This is a genomic window from Gottfriedia sp. NPDC056225, assembly GCF_042267765.1.
Lineage (GTDB): Bacteria > Bacillota > Bacilli > Bacillales > Bacillaceae_G > Gottfriedia.
The window spans coordinates 160,254-180,957 of the sequence record NZ_JBHJTJ010000001.1 but is presented as its reverse complement, the minus strand read 5'-3'; the positions used below and the strand labels follow the sequence as shown (position 1 = coordinate 180,957).

16 protein-coding genes are annotated in these 20,704 nt (G+C 32.4%); 15 read left to right on the top strand and 1 reads right to left on the bottom strand.

Annotation, left to right across the window (positions count from 1 at the left end; translation table 11 throughout):
* Positions 1–130 precede the first annotated feature (130 nt).
* The 4 genes from ACFCYN_RS00865 (at position 131) to ACFCYN_RS00850 (ending at position 6,905) form a co-directional block, all read left to right on the top strand.
* Positions 131–1,375, top strand: a complete 1,245-nt coding sequence (locus ACFCYN_RS00865) for a TcaA 3rd/4th domain-containing protein (protein WP_375946961.1) — start codon at positions 131–133, stop codon at positions 1,373–1,375.
* A gap of 455 nt (positions 1,376–1,830) precedes the next feature.
* Positions 1,831–2,433, top strand: coding sequence for a lysozyme family protein (locus tag ACFCYN_RS00860; RefSeq protein WP_172446371.1), 603 nt, complete (start codon positions 1,831–1,833; stop codon positions 2,431–2,433).
* Positions 2,434–2,720: 287 nt separating this feature from the next.
* Positions 2,721–5,153, top strand: coding sequence for an SH3 domain-containing protein (locus ACFCYN_RS00855; protein ID WP_375946959.1), 2,433 nt, complete (start codon positions 2,721–2,723; stop codon positions 5,151–5,153).
* A gap of 132 nt (positions 5,154–5,285) precedes the next feature.
* On the top strand, positions 5,286–6,905 hold the full coding sequence (locus ACFCYN_RS00850; protein ID WP_375946957.1) for an Ig-like domain-containing protein: 1,620 nt from the start codon (positions 5,286–5,288) through the stop codon (positions 6,903–6,905).
* A gap of 457 nt (positions 6,906–7,362) precedes the next feature.
* Here the strand turns inward: ACFCYN_RS00850 and ACFCYN_RS00845 are convergent, their stop codons facing one another.
* Positions 7,363–8,019, bottom strand: a complete 657-nt coding sequence (locus ACFCYN_RS00845; RefSeq protein WP_172446368.1) for a sugar transferase — start codon at positions 8,017–8,019, stop codon at positions 7,363–7,365.
* 1,215 nt (positions 8,020–9,234) lie between these two features.
* Between ACFCYN_RS00845 and ACFCYN_RS00840 the strand changes: the two genes are divergently transcribed.
* The 11 genes from ACFCYN_RS00840 (at position 9,235) to hpf (ending at position 20,697) form a co-directional block, all read left to right on the top strand.
* On the top strand, positions 9,235–9,855 hold the full coding sequence (locus ACFCYN_RS00840) for a YigZ family protein (RefSeq protein ID WP_375946955.1): 621 nt from the start codon (positions 9,235–9,237) through the stop codon (positions 9,853–9,855).
* A gap of 86 nt (positions 9,856–9,941) precedes the next feature.
* Complete coding sequence (locus ACFCYN_RS00835; protein ID WP_375946953.1) at positions 9,942–10,976, top strand: LCP family protein; 1,035 nt, start codon at positions 9,942–9,944, stop codon at positions 10,974–10,976.
* A gap of 291 nt (positions 10,977–11,267) precedes the next feature.
* Positions 11,268–12,437 carry a sensor histidine kinase gene (locus ACFCYN_RS00830; RefSeq protein WP_375946951.1) on the top strand — a complete coding sequence of 390 codons (1,170 nt, stop codon included), beginning with the start codon at positions 11,268–11,270 and terminating at the stop codon, positions 12,435–12,437.
* Between the two features lie 171 nt (positions 12,438–12,608).
* Positions 12,609–13,286: a response regulator gene (locus ACFCYN_RS00825; protein WP_172446364.1), complete on the top strand. Its 678-nt coding sequence runs from the start codon at positions 12,609–12,611 to the stop codon at positions 13,284–13,286.
* Between the two features lie 300 nt (positions 13,287–13,586).
* Positions 13,587–14,429 (top strand): DegV family protein, encoded by an 843-nt coding sequence (locus tag ACFCYN_RS00820; RefSeq protein ID WP_375946948.1) that lies wholly within the window; start codon positions 13,587–13,589, stop codon positions 14,427–14,429.
* Between the two features lie 579 nt (positions 14,430–15,008).
* Positions 15,009–16,142: an ATP-dependent helicase ComFA gene (locus tag ACFCYN_RS00815; protein ID WP_375946946.1), complete on the top strand. Its 1,134-nt coding sequence runs from the start codon at positions 15,009–15,011 to the stop codon at positions 16,140–16,142.
* 41 nt (positions 16,143–16,183) lie between these two features.
* Positions 16,184–16,819 carry a ComF family protein gene (locus tag ACFCYN_RS00810; RefSeq protein ID WP_172446361.1) on the top strand — a complete coding sequence of 212 codons (636 nt, stop codon included), beginning with the start codon at positions 16,184–16,186 and terminating at the stop codon, positions 16,817–16,819.
* Between the two features lie 155 nt (positions 16,820–16,974).
* The gene (locus tag ACFCYN_RS00805; protein ID WP_375946943.1) at positions 16,975–17,235 is read left to right on the top strand and encodes a flagellar biosynthesis anti-sigma factor FlgM; all 261 of its coding nucleotides are present in this window, start codon (positions 16,975–16,977) and stop codon (positions 17,233–17,235) included.
* A gap of 365 nt (positions 17,236–17,600) precedes the next feature.
* Positions 17,601–19,421 (top strand): APC family permease, encoded by a 1,821-nt coding sequence (locus tag ACFCYN_RS00800; protein WP_375946941.1) that lies wholly within the window; start codon positions 17,601–17,603, stop codon positions 19,419–19,421.
* 257 nt (positions 19,422–19,678) lie between these two features.
* Positions 19,679–19,876 (top strand): cold-shock protein CspD, encoded by a 198-nt coding sequence (gene cspD / locus ACFCYN_RS00795; protein WP_088041548.1) that lies wholly within the window; start codon positions 19,679–19,681, stop codon positions 19,874–19,876.
* A gap of 275 nt (positions 19,877–20,151) precedes the next feature.
* On the top strand, positions 20,152–20,697 hold the full coding sequence (gene hpf / locus ACFCYN_RS00790; protein WP_098118822.1) for a ribosome hibernation-promoting factor, HPF/YfiA family: 546 nt from the start codon (positions 20,152–20,154) through the stop codon (positions 20,695–20,697).
* Positions 20,698–20,704: the final 7 nt, after the last annotated feature.

The following is a 20,704-nucleotide window of genomic DNA, read 5'->3' as shown; positions in this document are numbered from 1 at the left end:
TAAAATAGTACGACAATTTAAAAAATCAAAAGCCAAAAACATATAAAATGAAAGTTTAAGGGGAAGTTAACAATAAATGAAAACTCAATTGAGGGAAAAAAATTCTTTATCAAGAGCAGGTATACGATCAATGAGAAACAAACGAATACCTAATATTAAAAGAAAATGGTTGTTTATTTTAATACCCATTATCGCTATAGTAATTACACATTTGACTTTTAGTTACTTAAATTCACCTAACAGATTAGTAAAGTCTTTTGAAAAAGCAGTGTCTGATAATAACTATAAAGAAGTTACTCATTTGTTACAAAAAGGTGGTACTACAGCATCTTTAGATGAAGATTCAGTGATTGCATTTATGGATTACATGAATAGTACTGATTTATTAGATGAAGTCGGTGATATGGTACAGAAAAATAAAGTAATTAACAGCCAATTAGTAGATGATCGTGGCAATCACGTGATTTCAATTAAAAAAGGTAATAAATTTTTAGGCATTTATCAAACATATTTAATAAAAGCCGAACCATTTGAATTAGAGGTTTCTTCACCTATAGATGAAGTCGAGTTAAAGTTAGTTAATCAAGATTCAAAGTTGAAAATAGGTCAATATGAAAAAATATATCGTAATATTTTACCTGGAAAATATACATTAGCTGTTTCATATAAAGGTTCATATAGTGATGTCAAGGATTCGGTCGATCTAGATTTTTCAGCCGCTACTAAGAATAAATTAACTCAAGAATTAACTTTTAATGTTAGTTATGTGCAAATTTATTCAAATGAACCAGATGCTGAATTATTTGTAAATGGAAAAGATACAGGGGAAAAAATTAGTGATTTAGAACAAGTTGGTCCGTTTTTATTAAATGGTCAAACGGTCGTTCACGCTGAAGTTGAAAAGGATGGCAAAGTATATAAAACCGATGATATCCCGGTAACCGGTAAATTTGTCGATTTACTGTTCGATACGTCAATTGAAAATCCTGATCAGAAAGATGAAAAGGATGGTTTCTTTGCAGGCCTTAAACGGTTCTTTGACAAATACTTACCTAGTCCAAAGCCTTCATCTGACTTAGAAGAAATACAATTAATCAACGGCTTATTTAATCAAAACGGCCAAGCCTTTTTAGAATCAAAGGAATACCAAGATAAAATAAAGAAGAAAGACACTACTCAAAAGCTTGTTAGCTTTGCAATGAAAAATTCAAAGCAAGATGATTCGGGTATGATCATCACAACAAACGAAACATATGAAATAACAAATAAACATGGTGAAACTAAAAAGAAATCTTTCGAAATTACTTATCATTTCTCAAGGGAGAATGACGAGTTGAAAATGGACAGTATCGAAAAAATAAAAGAATTAAAGTAAGAAACTTTGAAAGAGTCCAAAACTAACCTGGACTCTCAGACTGTTGACAAACGCTCGCTTTCTTCGTTGCTTCACCTGTCTGCGGTGCTCATTACCGTCTAGGGTAACTCCGCTCCTCACCAGGCTTCGCGCCTCGAAAGACAAGCGCTTGCAATCAGTCTGAAATCAAGTTTTTTGTATCTTGTCTAGATATTGAAAAAGAGTCCAAAATTAACCTGGACTCTTTTTTGATATGCTAAATTCTTTAGGGAAATATTTGCTTTATCAGTTAATATTGACTAACTTTAAGTAATGGTTTATTACGAATTTTATTAAGCTTTGATTATAAAAATTATTTCTTTTTTCACATTTTAATGTCAAATATATGTAGTTTTATGACATTGCTTTTTTAAATATGAATATTCGATATAATGGATAAAGACAGAAATGTTAGGAGGTAATGAAAAAGAATAGAAATGTTGAAATTTATTAAAAGACTTCTTTTATTTACACTTCTTATGGCAGTTGTTGGTTTATTTGCCATATATCGCTACTATTTCCAGGGCGTTTTGAAGTATGAATCTCAAGTTTATACCGAATTGAAGACCGCTAATCTAGAAGAATACACTCCTTTACTTCTAGGACTAATGATGCAGGAAACAAAGGGGAAGGGTAAAGATCCAATGCAGGCTTCAGAATCACTTGGACTTGCTAAGGATAGTATTCAAGATACTTCGAAGAGTGTTCAACAAGGAGTAGCTCATTTTAAAGACGTATATTCCTACGGTAAGAAGCAAGGTGTTGATTTAGCCACTATAATTCAAAGTTATAATATGGGGATTGCTTATATTAACTTTGTAAAAATGCATGGTGGTAAACATACTAAGCAACTTGCTAAAACTTACTCTCTATCGATGGTGGATACGAATCCCGAGCTTTATACGTGTAACAATAATAAGAAAAATTTTAGATATCCATATTGTTATGGTGATTTCACATATAGTGAAAAGGTAATGAAGAAAGCCAAGTATTTCGAGATTTTAGTTCCGTTAAAACATAATATTGTAGGAAAGCCATAGTCCATAAAGAAGAGATAAGTTTCTTCTTTATGGACTTTTTAACTTTTTTTTTAGAAATGTGTCAATTCAATTACAAAATAGTTTTCGTTTCGATAAAACAAAACAATTTTCTATTATTACCGATATAATTCTTGTAAAAGCTATTCAAATTTTTACATTTTTTGACTTATAATTAAGCTTAGTGTTTCTATTTGTTTAGTTTTTTTTGAAATTATTACTTTTATTTTACTAAATTAAGAAACTTATAAGTTATTAAATGGAAAAAAGTGGAGAGGGAAGTTAGCTACATGAAAAAAATGGGAAGAGCAATTTTGGTATCAACGGGTATTTTAGTTGGAACCACCAGTATTTCCTGTCCTAATATTGGCATGGAAGTTTCAAAAGCGAGTGCAGCAGTCGTAAATATTAAAACGAAATATCAAACAACTGCAAATCTTAATTTAAGACAGGGTGCAGGTACAACTTATAAAACACTTTTGACGATTCCAAAAGGAAAAATAATTACAGCTACACAAAGAAATGGTAATTGGTACAAAGTGACATACAGTTCAAAAACCGGCTGGGTAAGTGGTACTTATTTAAAAGAATATTATAAATACAATGCTCAAAGTACTGCTTATTATTTTACAAATAAAACTACTAAGCTATATCCAACAGCTGATACAAAAAAGGCAGCAGTATACACTGTAGTTGCTAACAATGGGTTTAGCAGTACTCAAAATGTAGTTAATAGTGTCGGTAAAACTTGGTTCCGCGTCAGTTATAATGGTAAAACATTATATGTAAATAGTGCAGATGTTACAAAAAACGTAGTTGCCACGTTTGCTCAAACAAAATATAAGGCAATTAAGAGTACAAGTTTGTATCAAACATACGGCGTTTCATCTAAAGTTTTAACAAGTATTCCAAGTGGTACGATCATTTCATCAACTAAGCGAATTGGTAATTGGTATTACGTTACTCTTAATGGAAAAACGGGTTATGTTTACATTAACAATTTTTCAAAGGTCAATGAGATAAAATACGAAACGACAAGTACTGCATATTATTTTACAAAATCGGTTACGAATTTATACGCAACTCCAGATCCTGCAAAACCTGTAGTTGTAACAGTAAATGGAGACAATGGTTTTGCTTCGACTCAAAAAGCAACAGATGTAGCAGGCAAGATATGGTACCAAGTTAATTACAATGGACAAAACCTTTATGTTAAAAGCGAAGACGTAACTGCAAGTAGCTTCACGACATTTACTGCAACCAATTATAAAGCGCTTAATTCAACTTATCTGTTTGAATCATTCGGCGATGCATCTAAACAAGTTACTCAAATTCCAAAGGATACAGTTATTTCAATAAATAAAAAAATTGGCAATTGGTATAGTGTAACTTATAAAGGTACGCCTGGATATGTAAAAGTAACTGATTTTGGTAAATATGAGACCCCTTTAGTTGATGATACTAATAAAGTAACAGTGACAGATATAACGGATACGACTTATATTACGACATCGGATTTGAATTTACGCCAAACGCATGATGCTTCATCTTCTTTGCTTACGGTTGTACCGGTTAACATCGTTTTAATCGCAACTGATAAAGCGTCAAACAATTGGTACAAGGTTAGCTATAATGGTAAAACAGGATACGTCTCTGGTTCATTTATCGAGCAAGTAAAAACAGGAGACCCGATGACATCAAGAGATAGCTATCAATTTATCGATCTGCGTACACCATCGCCTGTCACAGCAGCACAAATCAATAATTATGTTGCTAGTAATGTGAAAAGTGGTGCTAAAAGTATTCTGACTGGACAAGGGCAATTATTTGTAGATGCTGGAAAAAAATATGGAGTAAATGCACTTTACTTAGCAGCCCATGCTATACATGAAAGTGGTTTTGGTACTTCTCAAATTTCATTAGGAAAAAATAATCTATTTGGTTTTGGTTCATATGATATAACTCCATTCGTGGCATCATATAAATTTATGAGTGTACAAGAAAATGTTGAGTATATTGCAAGATCAATTAAATCGACATACTTAAATCCAACTAACTGGAAGTATAATGGACCGTATCTTGGTTTTAGTACGAAAGATATGAGTAATAAAAGAATTGATGCGGCAAGCGAAGGGATGAATTTCTATTATGCAACTGATCCAAACTGGGGTAAATTGATTGCACAGCATATGCAAAAAATACTTCCGTTTGATAAAGCATACTATGATAAAGCTCAGCCAAATACTGTGATTCCTGGTAACCCACCTACTCCGGTTGGAAGCGATGTATTCCCAGTTAATATCCAAGCAGTTGCAAAAGGAAACATCGATCTATACAATGCAAAGGGAGATGTGACTAAAGTAAAATCAATTACTGCAGGAACGGCTTTCCTTTTACTTGAAAAAACAAATGATTATTGGGTGAAATTATCGATAGATGGAAACGTTTATTGGACAAGCAGTATCAAGTTTAATTCATATACTCAAACCTTATCGGTTAAAAATTTAGGGAGAATTACAGGTGATGTAAACATTCGCTCATCTGCCACAACAACCGAAAACAATATAATTGCGGTATTACCCCTTAATAAATACGTAAGTATCGTTACAAAAACTGATGGAACTTTAACAATGGATAGCACAAAAAAATGGTATAAAATCCAATTAGAAAATGGTAGCTATGGTTGGGTTTCTTCAAGTTATGTGAAACAAGAATTAAAATAATCAGAAGTGGCTTAGTTTTCTAAGTCACTTTTTTTACTAGTTTCATTAATTAGCAATTTAAAAGAATAATATGATTGTATGTTACAATGAAAGATAGAAAATTATTTATGAGGATTTGGGAGGAGTGAAATTTTGAAATCAACGATATTAAAAGTCGGTTTATTAACGTCGCTTTCCATAGGTTTACTAGGTGGGAAAGCATCAGCGGCAACGGACTGGTCAGCAAAATGCGGCGATATTAAACAAAAAATAAATCCATCTAATCAACAAATTAATTGTCTATTAACAAATGCTGCATTAAATAAGAATATTCCACCTGAAGTTGTAAAATCAATCGCAATGCAAGAGTCTTCTTGGAAACAATTTGACGATAAAGGTGAACCAATTGTTACTTCAGATAATGGAATCGGTATTATGCAGGTGACTGATTCTGTTGGTGATCCTGAAAGATTAAAAAGTGACATTGTTTATAATATTGAAACCGGTGTTAATATTTTAGATCAGAAGTACGGATTATCGGCACTTCCTAAGATAAAGAATGCCGGAAGAGGAATAATTGAAAATTGGTATTTTCCTGTTATGGCGTATAACGGTACGAAACCTGTAAATAGCCCGATTAAACGGGATGATGGATCAAGAAATCTGGATACTTATCAAGATGAAGTATTTAAAATTATTGAAGAACATAGCTTTTTAAGTAGTACAAAGCTTGCTCAATATCCATTTGCATATGATGATTTTACTTATGATCCTAATTCAAGTGTGAGTATTAAGTTTAATAAATTAGTATATGTAATAACAAATGGATTACATGAGTCTCCTTATTTCTTGAAAAAAGGTGACATTGTCAAAGTAACAACGGAAGGTGCAAAATTAAGGACTCAACCAAATACATCATCTTCTAGTTCGGCTCAATCTTTAAATAAAGTGTTTGTTATAAATGGAGATTTTCAATTCACATTACCTAATAGCAGTTCAAATCATTTTGTATGGTTCCCAGTTAAATCAACTGACGGAAAAACATCAGGCTATATTTCTTCTGCATATATTGCTAAAAAGAAAGACTTTGTAGTTACCGGAGTAAAAAGTAATGCTGCTTACAATAAAGACGTGAAAATTACGTTTGATGAAGGAACAGCAACATTAAATGGCGCTGGATTTAAAAATGGTCAAACAGTTAGTAAAGAAGGCAAATATACTTTAGTTGTAAAGGATGAAGAAAGTAATACAACAACGATCAACTTTACCATTGATAAAACAAAACCTTCTACACCTTCAATGAATACGATCACTGATCATTCAACTACTATAACTGGGACAGCAGAAGCTGGTTCTACAGTTAAACTATATATTAGTGGCAAGTATCAAAAAAGCACAACAGCTGCTTCGAATAAAAGCTACAAATTTACAATATCAAGGCAAAAAAGTGGAGCTACAGTTATTGTAACTGCTACTGATAAGGCTGGAAATGTAAGTGCGAATAAGTCGTTAAAAGTGTTAGATAAAACAGCTCCAGCTGTGCCGACGGTTAATAAGGTAACAACTAAATCAAGAACTGTGACTGGTAGTGCGGAGAAATATGCAACAGTAAAGGTTTATAGAGGTAGTACTTTAATCGGTCACGCTACAGTTAATTCTAGTGGTAGATTTTCAGTGTCTATAAAAGCGCAAAGTGCGAATACTAGTTTAAAAGTTTATGCTGTTGATAAGTCGGGAAATAAGAGTGTGCGTACAATTAAAGTTGTAAAATGATCATAATAACGAGGATGTTCCAAAGTAATTTTTTGGGAGCATCCTTTTTTTACTGATGATTTATAAATTTATTCTAATATGTGGATAACTTGTGAGTAAAATTCAATCTTATCGACAAGAAGATTTTTCATTTTAGAAGAATTTTGTCGTATCCTCATATTTCTTTGTATTAGTTGTTAAATTATAAACAATTGGTATGTGGATAAGTACAGAAGGTTATCCACAAATTGTTAATAAGTTTTTGAAAATGTGGGTAATTTTCGAAATTTAAAATATTTTGTACATTAAAAGAGGATAAATTTGCAGCTGGAAGGAAAATTCGACATAGTTTCGCCTTTAAGGTTTCTGCGTATATTCTGAAGAAATTAAACGGCCTTTCCTCAATTGAGAAAAGGCCGTAGTTTAATTTCTTCGATTTTTTTCGTTCAAGTAGTACTTTGGACTTGTCTTATATTACTTAACGAGCACCTTCACCAGTTAAGACAACTTTTATTGTTTTAAACATTATTCGAATGTCTAATATGATGGACTGATGTTCAATATAATGTAAATCCAAAACTAATTTTTCTTTAGGTGATAATTCATATCCACCATTTACTTGTGCCCAACCAGTTAATCCAGGTTTCACGGTTAATCGATTAGTAAAGCCTGGTACTTCATGATTAAATTTTACTAAAAAAAATGCTCTTTCTGGTCTCGGTCCAACAAGACTCATATCACCACGTAGTACATTGACAAACTGTGGTAATTCATCGATACGAGTTTTTCGCAGGAAGTGCCCAAGCTTTGTAATTCGAGGATCATCTGTACTAGCCCATTGTGGTCCATTTACCTCTGCATCCATACGCATTGTTCTTAACTTGTATATATTAAAAATTTTACCGTTTAATCCAACTCGTTCCTGTATAAAAAGAGCTGGTCCAGGAGAATCAATTTTAATTAATGCAATAAAGAACAAAACAAATGGTAAAGAAATGACAAATGCGAACAACGCAAAGACTATGTCCATCGTTCTTTTTATAAATGAATAAAAAATACTTTTCTTTTTTAATGACTCAAATTGTTGAATAGAATATCGGCTTTCAACCTTTTGTTGAGTATTCTGTAAGGCCATTTAAACACCCCAGTTTATAATTTAGGCCCATTCTTGCAAGTGCATTGCAACATGTCCTAATGTATAACGTTTACGTTTTATAACATCATAACAATTATAAATGTTCATAGAAAAAAATCAAATTAATTTTATGTTACAAGCTTATTACTGTACATAAAAAGGGTACCTTACACTTATAGTGTGTACAAGAATGATTTATTAATCGGAATTACATTAATTAGTAAATAATCAACTTCAGGTCGACTTTTTAGGTATTATTATTTTAGCATAAAGTCAGTAGAAAAATACCTTGTTTTGAAAAGCACTTTTTCAAAATAATTTTAAGATTAATTTAGCGTGTTTGTACTTTATATAATTTATGAACTTCTCCAATCGCAAAACTTTCTCCTTCCTGATTAACATCAACTCCCTTACCATATTTGTTTAAGTTTTTCGCACTTTATAGAGACATCTGTTTTGCAACAGATCTTTTCTAATGATAGCTAAATTGGATTATTGGGTTTTAGTAAATATTCTAAGTGGAGTGACGCTTCTTAATGGAAGGGGTGCGAAAAATTTTAAACTTACCGCTCACCTTCAAGTACATTTTTAATTACCGGCATTATTAAGCTTATTACTCCTTAGTGAAGATGATTCTTATATTTTTCTCATCAATTAGTATTAACTTCTTCTTTAGAAAAAACAGTAGTGCATTTAAACAAAAAGCTAAATAACTCAAATATGAAGTAAAGTAAATTTTAAAAAATAGTTGGTGTTCGGACTGCTCATATGGTGAAGTGGAATTTTTTATTTAATTGTTTTCTATTATGTTCTTTTATGCGGAAATTTCTTGATGCAAGCGCTTGTTTAAATCAAGGATTTTTATAGAGGGTTTGAACTTGCTACTTGGATGTGTAGTAAATATCAAAATTAAGTTAATTTTGAATTGAATCGAATCATTACATTAAATTAGTTAGCTCGTGTAAAAACGATCAAGTTAAATTGATGAAAATTTAAAAAGATTAGCAGATCTTTCTTCAATTCTTTTTGGACTATTCTATATATCCATCATAGGTGTAAATATATCCTATTATTAATGTTACTGCATCTAAACTTGTCAGTAAATACTTACTTTTGCAGAATATTAGTGTTTTTTAAGGATTGGAATGAATAATTGTAGTAATATATGGAAGTGAGTCGAAATTTTATTAGTTTAGTCGAAAGGGTAGGTGTTAAATGCTAGCGAGTTATTTCACTGTTCGTGGCTATGGAAGTCATGAGATTGAGATCGAAAAATCGAAATTTATTTGTTATATAAAAGAAGCAAAAACTGAAGGTGATGCGCAACAATTCATTTCGGAAATTAAAAAAAAGCATTTTGATGCTTCTCATAATTGCTCTGCTTATTTAATCGGTGAAAATGATGAAATCCAGAAGGCTAATGATGACGGTGAACCGAGTGGTACTGCTGGGGTACCAATGCTAGAGGTTTTAAAAAAGCGAGGGTTAAAAGATACGGTTGTTGTAGTTACAAGATACTTCGGTGGAAAAAAACTTGGTGCAGGTGGGCTAATTCGCGCTTATGGACAATCGGTTAGTGAAGGTTTAAATGCTGTTGGGATTGTTGAACGTTCTTTAGTTAAAGTAATGTATATAAAAATTAATTATAAATTATTAGGTAAAGTTGAGTTCGCATTACGTAATTCGCATTATCATTTAGAAAATGTTAGCCATTTAGATGAAGTAAGCTTTGAACTTTGGATAAAAGTTGATGAAGTTGATAGTTTCAAAAGCTGGATAATTGAGTTAACAAATGGTAGTTGCCAGATAAATGAAAGTATTGTTAAATACATGTAGTAGTCAAGCTATTTGAAACTGTAAAATTTTTGACTAATTTTATATAGAAAAATCATACTAACTTTAAAGGAGGTCTCTTCGAACATATGAATCAGAATCATTCTCGAAAAATGGCCAAGAAAAGAAAAAAGAAAAAGAGAAGTGTTATTGGTAGAGTATTATTACTAGTGATAATAATTGCCTTAATTTTTGTAGGATATAAAGGTGTTAGAACATATGTTGAATTAAATAAAGCAACAAAAGGTGAGGATATTTCGTCAAATTTAAGAAATGAAAAAGTTGCTATTTCGAAAGATCCAATTTCTATTCTCTTCTTAGGGATTGAAAACTATGCGACTGGTGGCAAAGGCGGACGAACTGACTCGATGATTTTGGCTACCTTTAATCCGAAAGAAGAAACAATAAAAACAATGAGTATTCCTCGTGATACATATGTAGATATTCCAGGTCACGCAGAAAAAACTAAAATAAATCATGCATACGCATATGGTGGTTTACAATTAACAGTTGATACTGTTGAAAATTTCTTAAATGTACCAATTGATTACTACGTTACAGTGGATTTTAATGGCTTTAAAAATATTGTTGATGCAGTTGGTGGAATTGATGTTGATGTACCATTTGACTTCTGGGAAAATACTGATACTCACCCAAGGAAAAAGGTTTACTTTACAAAAGGTATAATGCATTTAAATGGCCAACAGGCATTAGCGTATGCGCGTATGCGTAAACGTGATCCAAGAGGTGATTTTGGACGTGAAGAAAGACAGCAACAAGTAATTAAGTCGATATTAGCTGAGATTAAATCACCGGAAACAATTATGAAGATGGATGAATATGCAAAGGTATTTAGTAAAAACGTTAGCACGAATATGAAATTGAGTGGTGGGATTTCGCTTGCTAAACATTTACCAAACATCTCTCCAACTGATTTAGAAACATTAAAATTAGAAGGTCATGATGCTACAATCAACAAGATTTACTACTATGTTCCTGAAGAACAAAGTGTACAAGATATTTCTAGTAAGTTCCGTGTACACCTAGGTTTAGATAAACCACCTGCAAAGAGTACGTCTAATCCGGATCAAGGATCTGGAAATGAGAATAGTACCAGTCAATAAATAGTCAAAAAGCTGATTCTCTTAGAGGAATCAGCTTTTTTTTTGGGTCTAACGTAATATGCTTGTAATACTTGTTAACATTGTGTTAATGATGTCATATAACAGTATGTATTTTTTAAAATTTATAATAAAATAACAATAAATGCCTTTGTTATTAGTATGGAATCGGAAAATATAAAAATTTTTGCTTATTTTAAATTTTTGTACAATTATAATCCTAATTACATTATAATATTAAATATACATAAAATAATTAGTCATATAGTAATAGGCTAATGGAGGAAAAGGTGAATGACAGCTAGGAAAATGGACAATCAGACACTAGACGAAATAATGGATAATATGCTCTCTTCTGTTATAGATAGTAAGTCCCACGTGTTCGGAATTGTTGAAGATACTCGCTCTGAATATGAGAATTTAAGAGTAGAGCTTGAAGAAGTAAAAGTTCAAGTAGTAGAGAAGATTGAAAATACAGCTAGATTAGATTTATTAGCGAGAACGGCAAAACAAAGGTTAACGGAAGTAGATCAAAACTACATGATGTATACTAATTCCGAAATAAAGGCTGCATATGATATAGCCCAAAACATACAGGAAGATTTTCTTCTTTCATTAAAAGAAGAAAAAGTTCTAATCCATAAAAGAAAAGAATTAGAATGTAAACTTCAGACTTTGCTTGAAAAACTGCAAAGAGCCGAATTAATCATTTCCCGTATTTCAATTGTTTTAAACTATCTTAATACAGACTTTGAGCAAGTTAGTCATTTACTTGAAGATACACAACAGAGGCAACAATTCGGATTGCAAGTATTGCATGCTAAGGAAGAAGAACGTTTAAAATTATCTCGTGAAATTCATGATGGCCCTGCACAAACGTTAGCGAGTATATTAATGCGTTCAGATTTTTTAATTAAAACTTATTGTCAAAGACCGCAAGTAGATGCCAAGAAAGAACTTAGTGATATGAAGGAACAGGTCCGCAATGCACTAGGGGAAGTAAGAAGGATTATTTATGATTTACGCCCGATGGCATTAGAAGATTTAGGTCTAGTTTTGGCACTAAATAAATATTTTAAGTCGCTTGAGTCTTATAACCATATTGAAATAAAATTTGAGAATTATGGGTACGAGAATAGAAGTTTAAATTTAAAAATAGAAGTTGCTATTTTTAGATTGATTCAAGAGGCAGTTCAAAATGCTTGTAAGCATGCCAATCCTTCAACGATTTTTGTCAAAATAGAATTTTTTAGAAATAAAATTAATCTCTTGATTAAGGATGACGGAGTAGGATTTCCTGTTGAATTAAGGCAAAGTGAAAATTCATTTGGATTAACAGGTATGAAAGAGCGCGTTGAATTGTTAAATGGTCATTTCAAAATCGAATCACTCATAAATGTTGGTACAACTATTCAAATAGATTTAGAAATAAAAACTGAGAATGAGGTAGAATTGGAAATATAAAAACAAACGTCTGAAAATTTTAAAAAATAAAATTTTGTTTCATGTATTTGGATATTTACGTCGAAATTATCATTAATTTATGCTAAAATATACTATAATTTAGAAAAAAATACCAATTTCTACAAATTTCGATAGATAGGCAAACTAGAATAATGGCAGAGGAGTAATGGAATGAAAACTAGAATTGCGATTGTAGATGATCATAAATTGTTTCGAGAAGGAATTAAGAGAATCCTAGATTTTGAAGAAAGTTTTGATGTTGTTGCTGAAGGTTCAGACGGTACAGAAGTTGTGGGTATCATGGATCAACATCAAGTAGATATATTAATTGTTGATATCAACATGCCGAATATGAACGGAGTAACTGCTACAAAGGCACTGCTAGAAAAATATCCTGATGCTAAAGTTATCATTTTGTCTATTCACGATGATGAATCATATGTAACTCATGTTCTAAAAGTAGGAGCAAGAGGCTATTTATTAAAAGAAATGGACTCAGATACTTTGATTGAAGCAATTAAGGTTGTCACAAAAGGCGGATGCTATTTACATCCTAAGATTACTCATAATCTAGTAGAAGAATTTAGACGTTTATCGTTAAAAGAACAATTATTTAAATCTCGCGAAGTAGAAGTGCGTCGTCCGCTACATTTACTGACAAGAAGAGAATGTGAAGTACTCCAAATGTTAGCAGACGGCAAAAGTAACCGTGCAATTGGTGAAGCGCTTTTCATTAGTGAAAAAACTGTAAAAAATCATGTAAGTAATATTTTACAAAAACTAGAAGTAAATGACCGTACTCATGCTGTTGTAACGGCTATACGTAATGCTTGGGTAGAAGTGAAATAAATAGAGTGAAGAAATAGAGTATCAATATGATGCTCTATTTTTATTTTTTTGGCAGAATGAGAGGCGCACTAAGACCACATCTTTAAGTTAGAAATCGTTTGGTAAGAAGCCTTAATTACTCGGTTATACTTTTCAACTCATAGGCTTTTAAGTATAATAGTTCTTTCTAACTCTAAAGGAATTGTCGAATTGCCTCAGAGTATAGAGAATAAAATTCAATGATTTTACTAAGTTTGTTGTGTAAAATTAAATTATTAAATACATAGTTAAACGTTACTATTTGTAAGAAAGGATATGACAATGAGAACTGCAATTGTTACAGACAGTACATCCTATATCGATCAGGAATTAAGGGATTCTCTAGATATACATATGCTGCCACTTAATGTAATTTTCGGAGATGCATCCTATCAAGAGGAAATTGAAATAACAGCTGACCAATTTTTTATTAAGGTCCGAGAACAAAAGGACTTACCAAAAACATCACAGCCTGCTTATGGCACGATTATTGATAAATTTGAACAGTTAGCAAAGGAATATGACGCAGTAGTTTCTATCACATTATCATCTGGAATAAGTGGAACATATCAAAGTATGGTTACAGCTGGGTCAATGTTTGATAACTTAGAAGTAGTAGCATATGATTCAGAAATTAGCTGTATGGTCCAAGGATATTATGTCATTGAAGCTGCGAAAATGGCCAAAGATGGTGCAAGTCCTTCTGAAATAGTCGCTCGTTTAGACGAAATAAAAAAGACAGCAAATGCCTACTTTATGGTTTATGATCTAGATCACCTACAACGCGGTGGGAGACTATCAAGTGCACAAGCGTTTGTAGGAAGTTTACTCCAAGTAAAACCAATCCTAACATTCGTAGACAAAAAGATAGTAGCTTTTGAAAAAATACGAACTGAAAAAAAAGCAATGAAGCGAATTACAGACTTATTCGGTGAAGTTGCATCAAAAGGTGAAAAAATGAAGGCAGTTGTTATTCACTCCAACCGTGAAGAAGATGCCAAAAAACTAGCCCAACAACTCGGAGAAGCATATCCGAATGCTGAAATGGAAATTTCATATTTTGGCCCAGTCATAGGAACGCATCTCGGTGATGGTGCTTTAGGATTGGGTTGGTATACTGTTTGAGTAGAAGCTCCTTGAATTAGGGGCTTTTTTTATTGGTGAGAGTATGGAAGAAAGTGTTTATAAAGACACAAATTATCTGATTTTCTGACATAAAGTTTTAAAGTGTTATATGGGCGAGGAAAGAGACTTGTTGGTACAATTATCATAACTCAATAATTACTACTTAGATCAATTATTTTTGAATAGGATTTATTGTATTTGTTAACGGAATTAAAGAGAAGATAGAAATTGATGAAAATAACAATAAATTAATGACAATTATATAATTATAGAGTTATTGATGAAAAACTATATTCAAGATGCCTATTAACATGGGGATCTTTTTGTTTTTATTTACCAAAATAATCTTTTAAAGAAAGTAGGTAAAAAATGGACGAATTCTTAGGTAGAAAACTCCAACTCAGTCCCGTAATTAACCCTCAAAATCTCCCTCCAACAAGTCAAATCCTTCAAGCAGTTCAAAAAGTCAAAACACGTTATCAATGTTTTCGTTGTGGTAATCAAGACCAACATTTTTTTGCTACTCATTTTTGTTATAAATGTTCTTCGCAATGTACGTATTGTCGAAAGTGTATCATTATGGGGAAAATGTCAACTTGTACAAAGCTTATTATAAATGAAGCTGATATGAAATTAGATCGTTCAATAGCTGGACTTGAGTGGACTGGAAAACTTTCGCCTCAACAAGAGAAAGCTTCTCTGAAGGTTCTTGAAACTGTAAATGAAAATCAAAGTCTGCTTCTTTGGGCAGTATGTGGTGCAGGAAAAACTGAAATGTTATTTCACGGAATTGATGCTGCACTACAGCAAGGTAAATTCGTTTGTATTACGACTCCAAGAGTAGATGTTGTTTTAGAATTAGCTAATCGTTTTCGGCAAGCATTCCCTACTATTTCAATTGCAGTACTTTACGGTGATAGTGAAGAAGTATGGGACGGAAATAGAATAACAATTTGTACAGTTCATCAGTTAGTGAAATTTAGGCATGCTTTCCATCTTCTAATTATTGATGAAGTCGATGCCTTTCCTTATAATATTGAAACACATTTGCACTGGGTTGCAAGTGAAGCAAGAACAATAATAGGTTCAACGGTACAATTGACTGCCACTCCTTCTACAACTCAACAACAGTTAGCGCTAAAAAATAGAATTAATAACGTGATGGTCCCCGCTAGATACCATAGACAACCTCTGCCTGTGCCAGGCTTCGAATGGATTGGTAATTGGCGTAAAATAATCCACAAATCAAAAAAACTCCCAAAACCATTAGAAAAATGGCTAAAAAAATTTCTTCAAGAAGACTGTCCGATCTTTCTATTTATCCCGACGATTAGTGAATGTATTTATATAGAAGAAGCTGTTAAAAAGATTTCTAATAAAACTGCATCAGTCCATAGTAAGGACCAATATAGGCATGAAAAAGTTCGTGCATTTCGAAATGGCGAAATTCAAATCTTGATAACAACGACTATTTTAGAGCGAGGTGTCACGATATCAAATAGTCAAATTGCAGTACTAGGTGCTGACGAAGAGGTTTTTTCTGAAAGTGCACTCGTTCAAATTGCAGGTAGAGCGGGAAGACATATTGATTATGCTTCCGGAGAGGTACTTTTTTTTCATAATGGCATTAGTGAGGAAATGGTTAGAGCTAAAAAGCAAATCCTTCTAATGAATGAATTAGGACTGAAGAGAGGATGGCTAGATAAAAAATGATCTGTATATATTGCGGAGGTCGGTTTATTGAGGATTTTTCATTGCACAAACTGTTTTTTGAAAATAAGGATATCGTATGTTTGCAATGTAAAGGGCTGTTTATAAAAATTATTGATCCAGTTTGTGAAATTTGTTGTGGTCATGTATTTGAGAATCAAAAGCTTTGTAAAAGTTGTTTAGAATATAAGGAGCAAAATCCGAATCAACCTCTAATCATAAATAAATCAATATTTCATTATACAAATGAAATAAAAGAGTGGTTAAATTATTTTAAGTTTTGTGGTGATGTAAAATTAGCATCATTATTTGCTGAAGATTTGAGAGAATACTATGAAAATTATTTTAAAAATTATAAAATAGTGCCTGTCCCGTTAAGTGATGAGAGATTAAACGAAAGAGGTTTTAATCAAGTAGAAGAGCTCGCGCGATATGCCGGGTTAAGTTTAACCAAATGTTTAAAACGAATTCATACAGAAAGGCAAAGTAAGTTAAACCGAAATGAAAGACTAAACCGAGAACAAATATTTTCATTTAGTGGGGAGATGAAGATCGATAATGAATCGGTAATAATACTTGATGATGTATACACAACAGGAAAAACCGTGCAAGATGCTGCAACAATTTTGCTAGAAAATGGTGCTTCTGAAGTGTATTCACTAACATTAATTCGTGCATAAATGTTAGTGTATTGTCATGTGTAAAAGGAATTAATTTTACTTCTAATTTTGCCGATATAAATTATGTGCACTGAATATAATAGAAAGAAAAAACTAGAAATAGAGCAAAATGCCTATTTTAGAGGTATAAAACGATTAACGATGAGGTGAGAGAAATGAAGGGTAATCCATCTGATGAAGATCGATTTCATTTAGATCAAAACAATATAGAAAAGATTGCAGAGGATAAACGAGAGAATAGAGAAGAAAGAATAGAAATCTCCCCTCAGACTAAGGAAGATCAAAATGCCGATGAGATAATCACGAAACGCAATGATCGTATAGAGCATTTAAAAAAGCAAATCGAAGAAGGAACCTACAAAGTACAAGCTATGGAAGTTGCTGAAAAAATGCTTAAGTACTTTCATAAGAAATAAGATCTAAAGTCGATGTTAAGTGATGAGGAGTTCAGTATGAATTTCTATTAAATAATGATAGATTACATAAAAAGTATTTGGGCTTGGCAGAGAACCGTCAGGTCTTTTTTTGTGCTAAGTCAATTTCGCCAAAATATAATAATTTAGACTAAGTAAATCGAATTTCAATAGTGGAGTTAGGTTTTTATAGGGACTTAATTTTTTGTAGTATTTTAATTTGAATTAGAGGAAAGTTAATATTAATTATTTTGATAAAAACTTAATAAATTCTTGGAAAGATTTTCATAATATATCGCACAATTTTTTCTAATAATGTGATAAACTCAAATGGTTTAGTTTTTAACTTTTTTTGTAGAGGTGTACATATGTTATCGATATTAAAACGATACTTGATTGGTAAACCACTTAAGTCGACAGAATTAAGTGAACAAAGGTTATCGAATACGAAGGCATTAGCAATCCTTTCATCAGATGCACTATCTTCAGTAGCATACGGTCCTGAACAAATTTTGATCGTATTAACTACTGTAGGGGCAGTAGCATATTGGTATTCGGTTCCGATTGGTATAGGTGTTTTGATTTTATTATTAGCATTAATATTATCTTATCGCCAAATTATTTTTAGTTATCCACATGGTGGTGGCGCTTATGTCGTTTCTAAGCAAAACCTCGGCGTCGTTCCAGGTTTAGTTGCAGGTGGTTCCTTACTTGTTGACTATATTTTGACAGTAGCAGTTAGTGTTTCAGCGGGAACGGACGCGATTACATCCGCCTTTCCTATTTTGCATTCACACACAGTTTTTATTGCTGTTATTTTGGTTATATGTATTACGATTTTAAACTTACGTGGATTAACTGAATCTGCTTCAATTTTGGCATATCCAGTTTATTTATTCGTTGTAGCACTTGTTATTATCATTATCGTAGGTTTGTATAACGTCTTTACAGGTCATGCACCACAAACAGATCATGCAGCTATCGGTACGGTTGTTCCGGGAATCTCGCTCTTTATTCTTTTAAAAGCATTTTCATCTGGTTGCTCAGCTTTAACTGGTGTAGAAGCAATATCGAACGCAATTCCTAACTTTAAAGTTCCTTCTGATAAAAACGCAGCAAAAACATTATTAATGATGGGGTCAATTTTAGCTGTACTTTTTTCAGGAATCATGTTTTTAGCATACTGGTATGGAATTGTACCAAATGCTGAAGAAACTGTAATGTCTCAATTAGGGTCCGATATTTTCGGAAGAAATATAATCTATTTCTTTGTACAAGGTACGACTGCTTTAATTCTTGTTTTAGCAGCAAATACTGGATTCTCGGCTTTCCCGTTACTTGCATATAACTTAGCAAGTGATAAATTTATGCCAAGAATGTATCTACTTCGAGGAGATCGTTTAGGTTATTCAAATGGTATTATTACACTTGGCGTTGCTTCAATATTATTAATTATTGCGTTCCAAGGTAAAACAGAAGCGTTAATTCCACTATATGCTGTTGGTGTATTCGTACCGTTTACACTATCTCAAACAGGTATGGTTGTTAAATGGATTAGGCAAAAGCCACCGGGTTGGTTCCCAAAATTAATCGCAAACTTTGTAGGGGCATTTATTTCTGCAACAGTTTCAATTATTTTCTTAACGACAAAGCTAAACCAAGTTTGGTCAATCTTTATTTTCTTACCTTTGATTGTTATTCTTTTCTTGAGAATACGTAAGCATTATGAAGCAGTAGGTGACCAATTAAGATTAAATAATGATATTCCTGAAAAAATAAGTGGAAATATCATGGTCGTTCCTGTTGCAGGAATTACAAAAGTAGTAGAACGGACAATGCAATACGCTCAAGGTATTGCCGATGAAGTCTATGCTGTTTATATCTCTTTTGATAAGGAAAGTGAAGATCAAATGAGAGAAAAGTGGGAAGCATGGAATCCGAATGTAAACCTAATTGTCGTCCATTCGGAGTATCGAGAAATTACTAGACCACTTCTAAAAGTAATTGATGAAATGGAAGCTAAAGCTCATGAGCAAGGCTTTGAAATTACAGTCTTAATACCACAGTTTATTACGAAGAAAAACTGGCATAATATTCTACACAACCAATCAAGCTTATTATTACGTGCGTATTTACTACATAAACGAAGCGTTATAGTAACTACTGTACCTTTCAGATTTAAAGTGTAGGTAAAGTCTATAGGAATCAGTGGTTTTAATAGAAAAAATAATTTAAAAATATTTTTGGAAAAATTAGGTAAAAAATAGCAGGACAAGTTAAAAGATTCGCGAATAAGATAAATGAGGAAATAATTAGAATTTTTCGTTATTTGTCGAATTCGTGAAAAAAAAGGCGATAAGCTACTTTTGACTTGTCCTAGTTTTATGATGTATAGTTGAATTGTGGAGAAGATTCACAAGTTTTCGACTGAAGGGAATGGATTTGAATGCAAGGTAAAGTAAAATGGTTTAATGCAGAAAAAGGTTTTGGATTTATCGAGCGCGAAGATGGGGACGATGTATTCGTACATTTCTCAGCAATTAACGCAGACGGCTACAAATCTTTAGAAGAAGGCCAAGAAGTTAGCTTCGAAATCGTTGAAGGTAACCGTGGACCTCAAGCTGCTAACGTTACTAAAATTTAATTTTTCCGTTAATAAGTAAGTATTTGCTTATATAGATTCGGACCACGAGGGCTTACTCATTTGAGTAAGCCTTTGTTTGTTTTTTCGTGAAAATTTTGTACGTATCTTTAGAGTGAGATAAAAATATAATCTGATATAAACGTATAAATGTTCATTAAAATGACACAGAGATTTCGAATATTGGACAAAATTAGCAAGCAGGATTTTCGAATTGAGGTGTAGAATATAAGTATGACAGCTTTCACTTTTGGAGCTTGATGAAGGAGGAAACCCATATGATGCTAAACATCCGAGGCGAAAATATTGAAATTACTCCAGCAATTCGTGACTATGTAGATAAAAAGTTATCACGATTTGATCGTTATTTTGACGAAGAGTTAACAGCTAGAGTTAATGCTAAGGTATTCCACGACAAGCAAAGAATTGAAGTAACTATTCCTGGAACGTATATGTTATTACGTGCAGAAGAAGAACATGCAGATTTATATGCAGCTGTTGATTTAGTTATTGATAAACTAGATCGTCAAATTAGAAAACACAAAACAAAAGTTAATCGTAAACTACGAGAAAAAGGTTCATTAAAATTTATGTTTGCACCATCTACTACTGAAGCAGCTGTTGCAGTAGAAGAGCATGAAAATGATATTGAGTTAGTTCGTACAAAGCAATTTGATTTAAAACCTATGGATGCAGAAGAAGCTGTATTACAAATGAATATGCTAGGCCATAACTTCTTTGTATTCTTAAATGGCGATACAAATAAAACCAACATCGTTTATGCTAGAAAAGATGGACGTTATGGTTTAATTGAAGCTAAATAATATAACA

Excerpts from the sequence above, each read along its gene's own strand:
- cspD (WP_088041548.1), top strand. The coding sequence starts at position 19,679 with ATGCAAGGTAAAGTAAAATGGTTTAATGCAGAAAAAGGTTTTGGATTT.
- ACFCYN_RS00865 (WP_375946961.1), top strand. The coding sequence starts at position 131 with ATGAGAAACAAACGAATACCTAATATTAAAAGAAAATGGTTGTTTATT.
- ACFCYN_RS00845 (WP_172446368.1), bottom strand. The coding sequence starts at position 8,019 with ATGGCCTTACAGAATACTCAACAAAAGGTTGAAAGCCGATATTCTATT.
- ACFCYN_RS00855 (WP_375946959.1), top strand. The coding sequence starts at position 2,721 with ATGAAAAAAATGGGAAGAGCAATTTTGGTATCAACGGGTATTTTAGTT.
- ACFCYN_RS00840 (WP_375946955.1), top strand. The coding sequence starts at position 9,235 with ATGCTAGCGAGTTATTTCACTGTTCGTGGCTATGGAAGTCATGAGATT.
- ACFCYN_RS00820 (WP_375946948.1), top strand. The coding sequence starts at position 13,587 with ATGAGAACTGCAATTGTTACAGACAGTACATCCTATATCGATCAGGAA.
- ACFCYN_RS00800 (WP_375946941.1), top strand. The coding sequence starts at position 17,601 with ATGTTATCGATATTAAAACGATACTTGATTGGTAAACCACTTAAGTCG.
- hpf (WP_098118822.1), top strand. The coding sequence starts at position 20,152 with ATGATGCTAAACATCCGAGGCGAAAATATTGAAATTACTCCAGCAATT.
- ACFCYN_RS00835 (WP_375946953.1), top strand. The coding sequence starts at position 9,942 with ATGAATCAGAATCATTCTCGAAAAATGGCCAAGAAAAGAAAAAAGAAA.
- ACFCYN_RS00860 (WP_172446371.1), top strand. The coding sequence starts at position 1,831 with ATGTTGAAATTTATTAAAAGACTTCTTTTATTTACACTTCTTATGGCA.
- ACFCYN_RS00830 (WP_375946951.1), top strand. The coding sequence starts at position 11,268 with ATGACAGCTAGGAAAATGGACAATCAGACACTAGACGAAATAATGGAT.
- ACFCYN_RS00825 (WP_172446364.1), top strand. The coding sequence starts at position 12,609 with ATGAAAACTAGAATTGCGATTGTAGATGATCATAAATTGTTTCGAGAA.
- ACFCYN_RS00815 (WP_375946946.1), top strand. The coding sequence starts at position 15,009 with ATGGGGAAAATGTCAACTTGTACAAAGCTTATTATAAATGAAGCTGAT.
- ACFCYN_RS00805 (WP_375946943.1), top strand. The coding sequence starts at position 16,975 with ATGAAGGGTAATCCATCTGATGAAGATCGATTTCATTTAGATCAAAAC.